Origin of the sequence: Novosphingobium sp. KN65.2, from assembly GCF_001368935.1 — a bacterium.
In the GTDB taxonomy this organism is placed as follows: domain Bacteria; phylum Pseudomonadota; class Alphaproteobacteria; order Sphingomonadales; family Sphingomonadaceae; genus Novosphingobium; species Novosphingobium mathurense.
The window spans coordinates 85,879-94,994 of the sequence record NZ_CCBH010000189.1; the positions used below are offsets into that span (position 1 = coordinate 85,879).

6 protein-coding genes are annotated in these 9,116 nt (G+C 61.6%); 5 read left to right on the plus strand and 1 reads right to left on the minus strand.

What is annotated here, in order from left to right; all coding sequences use genetic code 11:
* The first annotated feature begins 10 nt into the window (after positions 1–10).
* Positions 11–913, plus strand: a complete 903-nt coding sequence (locus tag SPHV1_RS19890; RefSeq protein ID WP_054947739.1) for an SDR family NAD(P)-dependent oxidoreductase — start codon at positions 11–13, stop codon at positions 911–913.
* 183 nt (positions 914–1,096) lie between these two features.
* On the plus strand, positions 1,097–2,113 hold the full coding sequence (locus tag SPHV1_RS19895) for a LacI family DNA-binding transcriptional regulator (RefSeq protein WP_231634773.1): 1,017 nt from the start codon (positions 1,097–1,099) through the stop codon (positions 2,111–2,113).
* A 67-nt stretch (positions 2,114–2,180) separates the two neighbouring features.
* Here the strand turns inward: SPHV1_RS19895 and SPHV1_RS19900 are convergent, their stop codons facing one another.
* Positions 2,181–2,864: a helix-turn-helix domain-containing protein gene (locus SPHV1_RS19900; RefSeq protein WP_054947755.1), complete on the minus strand. Its 684-nt coding sequence runs from the start codon at positions 2,862–2,864 to the stop codon at positions 2,181–2,183.
* Between the two features lie 347 nt (positions 2,865–3,211).
* Here SPHV1_RS19900 and SPHV1_RS19905 point away from each other — a divergent pair, with 347 nt between their 5' ends.
* From SPHV1_RS19905 to SPHV1_RS19915, 3 genes are all read left to right on the plus strand, one after another.
* Positions 3,212–3,835 (plus strand): response regulator transcription factor, encoded by a 624-nt coding sequence (locus tag SPHV1_RS19905; RefSeq protein WP_054947741.1) that lies wholly within the window; start codon positions 3,212–3,214, stop codon positions 3,833–3,835.
* A 459-nt stretch (positions 3,836–4,294) separates the two neighbouring features.
* Positions 4,295–6,031, plus strand: a complete 1,737-nt coding sequence (locus SPHV1_RS19910; protein ID WP_231634774.1) for a sensor histidine kinase — start codon at positions 4,295–4,297, stop codon at positions 6,029–6,031.
* A 232-nt stretch (positions 6,032–6,263) separates the two neighbouring features.
* Positions 6,264–9,026, plus strand: a complete 2,763-nt coding sequence (locus tag SPHV1_RS19915) for a bifunctional aconitate hydratase 2/2-methylisocitrate dehydratase (RefSeq protein ID WP_054947742.1) — start codon at positions 6,264–6,266, stop codon at positions 9,024–9,026.
* The last annotated feature ends 90 nt before the right edge of the window (positions 9,027–9,116 follow it).

Below are 9,116 nucleotides of genomic sequence, written 5' to 3' on the forward strand. Positions count from 1 at the left end.
GGAAATGCCAATGCAGGATATTTCGGGAAGAACGGCCTTCGTAACCGGCGGGGCGAACGGTGTCGGACTGGGGCTTGCGCGCGCGCTTCTGGCCGAGGGCTGCAAGGTCGCCATTGCAGACATACGCGAGGATGCCTTGGAGCAGGCATTGAAGCTCCTCGAAAATCAGGAAGTGATGGGTGTGCAGCTCGACGTTTCCTCGCGGGAGGGCTTTGCCGAAGCCGCCGAAAGGGTGGAGCGCGAACTGGGGCCGGTCAGCCTGCTGTTCAACAATGCCGGCGTAAATCTCTTCCAGTCGATCGACGAATCTTCCTACGACGATTGGGACTGGCTGCTTGGCGTCAACCTGCACGGTGTGATCAATGGCGTGGCTACTTTCGCGCCGCGCATGAAGGAGCGAGGGCAGGGCGGCCACATCTGCAATACGGCATCCATGGCAGCTTTCCTGTGCGGCGGTACGCCCGGCATCTATAACACGACGAAGTTTGCAGTGCGTGGGCTGAGTGAATCGCTGCGATATAGTCTTGCCCCGCACGGGATCGGTGTCTCGATGCTCTGCCCTGGCCTGGTGAAGACGCATATCTACGCCAGCGATGAAATTCGGCCCGCGACGCTCAGGGCCGGGGCGAAGGACGTTAACAAGGCATTCGTAAACCAGCTCGAGCAAGTGCACGAAGCCGGCATGGAGCCTGAAGTGATCGCGCGGCGCACGATCGATGCTGTGAAGGAGAACCGCTTCTATATCTTCTCTCACCCGGAATTCCGCGAGGAACTTGCCGAGGTCTTTGCAGAAGTGATCGATGCGTTTCGTGCCTATCCGGCAGACCCGGGGCTGGATGCCCGGCTCAAGATCGAGGAGGGGCGACGCGCTCGGTACAAGGAGGCGCGCGAAGCGGCCCGCAGCATGATCTGATCAGGACGCTGTGACGCTCTCCTCCATGCGGTCCCGCAGGGTCGCGCTCGTGCGGCTGGCCGTCCGGAAGCATCGCCGATCTCGGGCGTTCCTACACCGGGCTTGCGCTGCTATGGGCTTGTGCCGATAGAGGGTCTGACCGGACGGATGCTGTTCCGGTTGGGTCGTGCAGGAGGGGAAGGCGTGAATTCGGGCCGCGTCACGGCATATGATGTTGCAGGTCTGGCGGGCGTGTCGCAGTCGACGGTATCGCGCGTTCTCAATGGCAAGACTTCGGTCAGGCCGGATATACGTGTGCGTGTCGAGGAAGCGGCGCGCAAGCTGGGCTACATCGCCAATGCCACCGCTTCCAATCTTCGGCGCAGCACGACGCGCACGATCGCTCTTGTCGTGCTCTATGACGATCATGAGGGCATCGGCTCGCTCAATCCCTTCTACACCACCTTGCAGGGGCACATTTCGGTGGCAGCCAATGCGGAAGGTTACGCTGTCCTCACGTCGCTGATGAGCGAGAAGATGGGCGATGTCGGCCTTGTCATGCGAGGGCTGGCCGATGGCTACATCGTCATCGGCAGCGGCCGGGACAAGGTTTGCTGGGACCGCTTCCGGGCGCTGGCCGAAGATGGGGTGCCGGTAGTGGGGTGGGGCATCGCTTCGCAGCGTCTCTCGGCTATATCAGCGGCCAATGTCGACGCGGCGGCTGGCGCGGTCGAGCATCTCGTCGACATTGGCTGTCGGGCAATAGCCTGTCTCTCGCCAAGGCCGGGCGACCAGCGGCAGTTTGCCGATCGTGTCGAGGGCTACCGGTCGGTCATGAGCCGCCGCGGCATGAAGGAAACGGTGCGCTATTCGGACGTTCCGACCGATCGGTTGGAGCAGGGCCTCAAGCTGATGCATCAGGTGCTCGATGAAGGCACGCAACTCGACGGCATTTTCGCGACGTGCGACCTCATGGCGATCGGGGCATTGCGGGCTCTGCACGAACGTGGGCTGAGCGTGCCCGGGCAAGTGGCTTTGTGCGGCTTCGACGGGATCTATGCGACGCGTCTCACGAATCCGTCGATCACGACTGTCGAGCAGGACATGCCGGCCATTGCCAGGCGGCTCGTCTCGAATTTCATCGGGGTATCTTCTGGCGATGCCATCGACACGAGCCCGGTGCCGGGCAAACTGGTAATCCGGGAAAGCACCGGGCGATAGGGTGCGAAAGACACCTCTTGGCGCTATCGGGCCCAGCGTTGAAGCGGCCTGAGAAGGGGCTTCGGGATCAGGTCTCGATCAGGATGCGCACGCGATTGGGATCGACGCCGATGAGCTTTGCGATCTCCACCTTCTTGCTGGCAATGACCGAACTCGAAACATCGAAGGCCGCAAGCTGGCTGGCGTCGTGGCGCACCACTTCGGGACGGCTACCGTAGAGCAGTTCCTTTTCCGGCACGCCTAGCGCCTTTGCGATCGTCTGGACCATGTTCTGCCGGGGCGAGACTGTGCCTTTCTCCCACTTCCACAGGGTAGGCCGGCTCACGCCTATGTAGCTGGCGAAATGGTCTACGCCGAAGCCCCGTTCGCGGCGCAGTCGCTTGATGCGGGCGCCCAGGGTTTCGGAGGTCGCGGCCTCTTCCTCGGCGCGCGGTTCCGGCGGACTCTGCAGCTGCACCTTCCGGATCGTGGCGATCGACAGGGCCTTTTCGAATTCGCAGGCGAAAATCGTCTCGGCGGCCCAGACGATGCTGGCGTTGCACGTCTCTCCTTCGGGGAAGAGGATCATCAACGGTTCGCCCACCGAGAGCGGAGCCGATGTCTCGAGCAACATGCCTGCCTTCGACAGATTGGTAACGGACACGGATTCCCGTTGTCCCTTGAAGCTGGCGGCGGCTCCCTCAAGGCTGAGCTTGCGCGTGGGTTGCCCGTGCAGGTAGCCCGTCCGGCTGCGCAGATTGATATTGGCCATCACTGTCATCTGACAACTCCGCGTCCTGAGCCGTTATCCATGATCGGTCATTATGCTGAAAGACGCGTTTAATATCTAAAGATATAGGCCGTTAGTCAATACTTCTAACGCAAGTTAATGCGCGGACCTGCCATGCCCCTGCGCAAGTCATACTATCTGAGTACCGGATTCGCGGTGGGTGGCGGACCTGGAATCGATTGTGAAAATCGGGTGATCCAGGGGTGCTATTTTATTGACCTTGTCCACGCGCCCTTGCAAAATCCGACGCTAGGTAATGATCGGGCGTTACCTTTGGGTTGGGGGCATCAAGCTGCCGAAAGGCAGTCGTCGGGTGGGAAACATAAAACGTGTCGCGAATCTTAGTTGCCGACGATCATCCCTTTTTTCGACTGGGTGTCGAAGCCGTACTCCGAATGGGTGGGCACGAAGTCGTCGCCATGACCGGCGACGGGGACGAAACGCTTGCAGCGATCGAGCGTGAGAATCCTGACATCGTCCTGCTCGATGTCCGCATGCCCTGTCGTGATGGCGTCTCGACGCTCTCGGAATTGCGCAGGCGGGGCGATACGCGCCCGGTGATCATCCTGACCGTGGAAATGAACGACGAGCAACTGTTGTCGGTGATCCGGTCGCAGGTGAACGGGATCGTCTTCAAGCACGATGCCGAGCATTGTCTGCTCAAGGCCATCGACTCGGTCAAGAATGGCATGCGGTACCTGGATGGCGATCTGATCGACAAGGCGATCGCCCATGCCAGTTCGGCCAGTCCTTCGTCCCGCCTTGCCGGCCTTACTCCAAAAGAGCTGGACGTGGCCCAGCATGTGGCCCGTGGTCTGCGGAACCGGGAAGTCGCGGCGCGCCTGGGTACGACCGAGGGCACGGTGAAGGTCTACCTTCACAACATCTATACCAAGCTGGGCATTTCGAATCGGACCGAGCTGGCGAACAGCCTCAAAGACGCCGGCGAATAGCCTTTTCGCTGCAAGCTCGGACCATTTGGTCGCCATCTTGGCTGCTGGAGTGTCTCGTGGCGGGACGACGAGGTGCGGTCCGCCTCCTCGCTGGATCGGCATTGAAGTACCGCGCCAGCTACCCCGGTTAGGGAACTTGACTAACTATCGATAGATACTTAATTCTTGCCGGTCGAGGCATAGAAGTAAACGGCTCCTGCAGGGGCAGGTTATTGAGGTTTCTGCTTCGTACCCGGGGGTGTATTCAAGGTTGCGAAAGTTGGGCCGCCGGGGCGCGAATGCCCCTCAGTTACCGTTCCGTACGCAGGCTCGCACAAAGAAAGATGGCGTTCGAATGGCTTTCGCGGTCTCAGGCTCAATATCGCCAGTTTCGGTGCAACGCCCAGCGGTGAGCCTTGCTATGCATGACTTCGTGTCTGTCTCTTTCAAACCGTTTCGTTACCTTCGGAGGTGGGCGGCGTGAACGGCGTGGTCCATGATTTCGACAAGGCGGGGGAACAGCCGATCGGTCCTGGAGAAGGTCTGCCATCCGGCGCCGGCACGCGGCTGTTGCACTTCCTGTCCGAATTGACCTGCGGGGCGCACTCCAACCACATCGTCGCGGTAAGCCGGGCGTTCTGCGCATTCGTGTTGCTGTTGTTCGCCTTCACCAAGTCATCGGGGCTCGGCCTTCAGGGCGGCTACTTCGACGTTTTCGCGCTGGGTTATGCGGCCTTTGCGTTTGTCGCGCTGCTCATCGCCTTCAATGACTGGTATCTCGACTTCATCGCGTCCGAGGCGTTCATCGGGCTGGATGGACTGGCTTTCCTTGCGCTGACGGTCCCGCCCATGAACGAAGGCGTGACGTGGGTCGTCCTGTCGCTGTGCCTGATCGGGCATATCCTGTTCAGCAGCGTCCTGCGCTGGCGCCTTGCGCTCGTCCTTGCCATTGCCGCTTTTCTCAACGCGGTATGGATCGGCGACATCCTGCTTGTCGAAGTGCCTCGCGGGACTGTGGCCTGGGCGAGCGTGGTGCGATGGGGGCTGTTCGTTCCGCTCGGCTCGCTGGTTCTCGTCTGGGCGAGCGGCCAGATGATCAAGACGAACCTGCCCCGGTTCGCTGGCGAGACCCCGGGGCCCGGCTATCCCGTCACCGCATCGGCGATGGGTTATGCAATGGAAGCTGCCGCTGCCTCCGATGCCGTGCTGTGCTGGATCGATCGCGAAAATCTCGGCTGCTATTCCTGCACGCCGGCCTCTCTGGAGGAACGGCTTCAGCCCAGGAAATTGAGCTTCGGCGCTGCCGATCGCCTGCGCCAGCTGGAGCCGATGCTCTTCGATCTCGTCCGCAATCGCGCGATCGTCTCGGCAGAGGGCAAGCTGAGCGCATGCAAGGCTTCTGCACTACCCGGCTTCCAACTCCTCAAGGAGTTGGGAGTGGAGCGGGGCCTGTGTATCCCGACCAGCGGCGAGGACGGCGTCAACTGCCTTATCCTTACCGGCATTCCGATGCTGGGATGGGGGCACTTGTACCTTGCCCACGCTATCGCGTCGGAAGTGGCGCAAGGCGTGGCCTGGCAGGTCAGCGCGGTCAACGCGCTCGACCGCGCCCTGAGCCGGCTGCGCAAGTCGGTCGCCTGCGACCTGCATGACAGCGTAGCGCATTCCTTGGTCGGTGCGAAGTTCCTGCTGGTCGCGCTGCGTTCGAAGGTGGGCGCGGATCCCGAGGTCACCGGGGAGATCGACGCCATCAAGGACGCGCTGGCGGCCGAGCATATCCATGTCCGTCGCCTGATCGAGCAATTGCGCGAGACGGACTCCGATGCGCGCGTGCGCAACCTGATCGACGATCTCGAGGCGACGAGCGAAGCTCTGGCCCTGCGTTGGCAGATCACGGTCGACATCATCGAGTCCGACTATCGCGTGCCGGTGCCCGTATGGCTCTCGCTGGAGATCCAGCAGATCGTGCGCGAGGCCGTTTCGAATGGCGTACGTCACGGGGATGCCACGCGAGTGACCATCAAGTGCCGCATGCGTGCGGTAGGCATCGAGATCGAAGTGACGGACAATGGTCACGGCTTTGGCGAAAGCAACGAGCCGATTTTCCCGCGCTCGATCCGCGAACGCCTGACCGAGCGAGGCGGTACGCTGGAGATCGTCTCCAACCCGGGTTCCACTTCTCTGCGCATGCGCGTTCCGGTCGACGAGATGGATTGACGGTCCGGGGCAGGAGGCCCTTCCGGTCCATCGTGAATGGGGCCAGCCACGCAGTTGCATCCTCCTGCCGATATATCATGCATCTTCGTCCCAAGTCGGTTTGGCCGAAATGTGATGCCTTGCCAGTTGATTTCGGTTGGCGTAGCGGGAGCCGCGCATGCCCTCGGGCAACCGAATTAGGCCGGATCACGGCACTTTTTTGGCTCCATTCACTCTTGAGCTTGGGATTACGATGAGCATCTACTTGGATTATCTGACCGAAATCGACAGCAGAGCTACGCAAGGCCTTGCGCCCAAGCCCATCGACGATGGCAAGCTCATCGAAGAGATCATCACCCTGATCAAGGATGCCGGCAGCGAACACCGCGCCGATGCTCTCAAGTTCTTCATCTACAACACGCTGCCCGGCACCACGAGCGCCGCTGCCGTGAAGGCAGAATTCCTGAAGGAAATCGTGCTGGGCGAAGTCGTCGTCCCGGAAATCTCGGTCGCCTTCGCGCTCGAACTGCTCTCGCACATGAAGGGCGGTCCCTCGGTCAAGGTCCTGCTCGACATCGCGCTGGGCGACGATGCCGCGGTTGCCGCGCAGGCTGCCGAAGTGCTGAAGACTCAGGTCTTCCTCTACGACGCCGACATGGCTCGTCTCGCCGATGCCTACAAGGCCGGCAACGCCATCGCCAGGGACGTGCTGGAGAGCTACGCCAAGGCCGAGTTCTTCACCAAGCTTCCGGACGTCGAGGACGAGATCAAGGTCGTCACGTTCATCGCCGGTGAAGGCGATATCTCGACCGACCTGCTCTCGCCGGGCAACCAGGCGCACTCGCGTTCGGACCGCGAACTGCACGGCCAGTGCATGATCTCGCCCGAAGCGCAGCAGCAGATCGTTGCGCTCAAGGCGCAGCACCCCGACGCGCGCGTGATGATGATCGCGGAGAAGGGTACGATGGGCGTGGGCTCGTCGCGCATGTCGGGCGTGAACAACGTGGCGCTGTGGACCGGCAAGCAGTCCAGCCCCTATGTTCCTTTCGTGAACTACGCGCCGATCGTCGCGGGTACCAACGGCATCTCGCCGATCTTTGCGACCACCGTCGACGTGACCGGCGGCATCGGCATCAACCTGAAGAACTGGGTCAAGAAGGTCGGCGAAGACGGCAAGGCGATCCTCAACAACGACGGAAACCCCGTCCTTGAACAGAAGTTCTCGGTCGAGACCGGCACGGTCCTCAAGATCGACGTCAAGGACAAGGTCCTGCGCGACGAAGCCGGCAACGAACTGGTCGACGTTGCAAGCTCCTTCACCCCGCAGAAGATGGAATTCATGAAGGCGGGCAGCTCCTATGCCATCGTCTTCGGCAAGAAGCTCCAGACCTTTGCTGCCGAAACGCTGGGTGTAGAGGCCACCCCGGTTTTTGCACCGAACAAGGAAATCTCGGTTGAGGGCCAGGGCCTGACCGCGGTCGAGAAGATCTTCAACCGCAACGCCGTGGGCGTGACGCCGGGCAAGGTGCTGCATGCCGGATCGGACGTTCGCGTGCGCGTGAACATCGTCGGTTCGCAGGACACCACCGGCCTGATGACCGCGCAGGAACTGGAAGCGATGGCGGCCACCGTCATTTCGCCGATCGTCGACGGCGCCTACCAGTCGGGCTGCCACACCGCATCGGTGTGGGACAAGAAGGCACAGGCGAACATCCCGAAGCTCATGTCCTTCATGAACAACTTCGGCCTGATCACCGCGCGCGACCCCAAGGGCGTCTATCACTCGATGACCGACGTCATCCACAAGGTGCTGAACGACATCACCGTGGACGACTGGGCGATCATCATCGGCGGCGACAGCCACACCCGCATGTCGAAGGGCGTTGCCTTCGGCGCGGACTCGGGCACTGTCGCACTGGCGCTGGCCACGGGTGAGGCGACCATGCCGATCCCGCAGTCGGTCAAGGTGACCTTCAAGGGCAAGATGCACCCGTACATGGACTTCCGTGACGTGGTCCATGCAACCCAGGCGCAGATGCTCAAGCAGTTCGGCGAGAACGTCTTCCAGGGCCGCATCATCGAAGTCCACATCGGCACGCTGCTGGCCGACCAGGCCTTCACTTTCACCGACTGGACGGCCGAAATGAAGGCCAAGGCCTCGATCTGCATCTCGCAGGACGAGACCCTGATCGAATCGCTGGAAATCGCCAAGTCGCGCATCCAGATCATGATCGACAAGGGCATGGACAACGCCGCCCAGACCCTGCAGGGCCTGATCAACAAGGCAGACGCGCGCATCGCGGAAATCCGTTCGGGCGAAAAGCCGGCTCTGGCCCCCGACGCCAACGCGAAGTATTTCGCCGAAGTCGTCGTGGATCTCGACCAGATCGACGAACCGATGATCGCCGACCCGGACGTAAACAACCCGGACGTGTCCAAGCGCTATACCCACGACACCATCCGCCCGGTTTCCTACTACGGCGGCACCAAGAAGGTGGACCTGGGCTTCGTCGGCTCATGCATGGTGCACAAGGGCGACATGAAGATCCTGGCGCAGATGCTCAAGAACATCGAAGCAGCAGAGGGCAAGGTGGAGTTCAAGGCGCCGCTGGTCGTCGCTCCGCCGACCTACAACATCGTCGACGAGCTGAAGGCCGAAGGCGACTGGGACGTGCTCAAGAAGTACGCCGGCTTCGAGTTCGACGACGTCGCACCGAAGACCGCCGCCCGCACCGAGTACGAGAACACCCTCTATCTGGAACGTCCGGGCTGCAACCTGTGCATGGGCAACCAGGAAAAGGCCGCCAAGGGCGACACCGTTCTGGCCACCTCGACCCGTCTGTTCCAGGGCCGCGTCGTGGAAGATGCCGCCGAGAAGAAGGGTGAATCGCTGCTCGCTTCGACCCCGCTCGTGGTGCTTTCCTCGATCCTCGGCCGTACGCCGAACATGGACGAGTACAAGAGCGCCGTGCAGGGCATCGACCTGACCAAGTTCGCTCCGCCGCAGGCTGCGTGATCGATGCCTGTCCGGTCCCGTTTCAGGGACCGGACGGGCGCTGTCATGGCTCAAGCGAAAAAATGCAGGGCGGGGGGGGGGGGCAGGCGG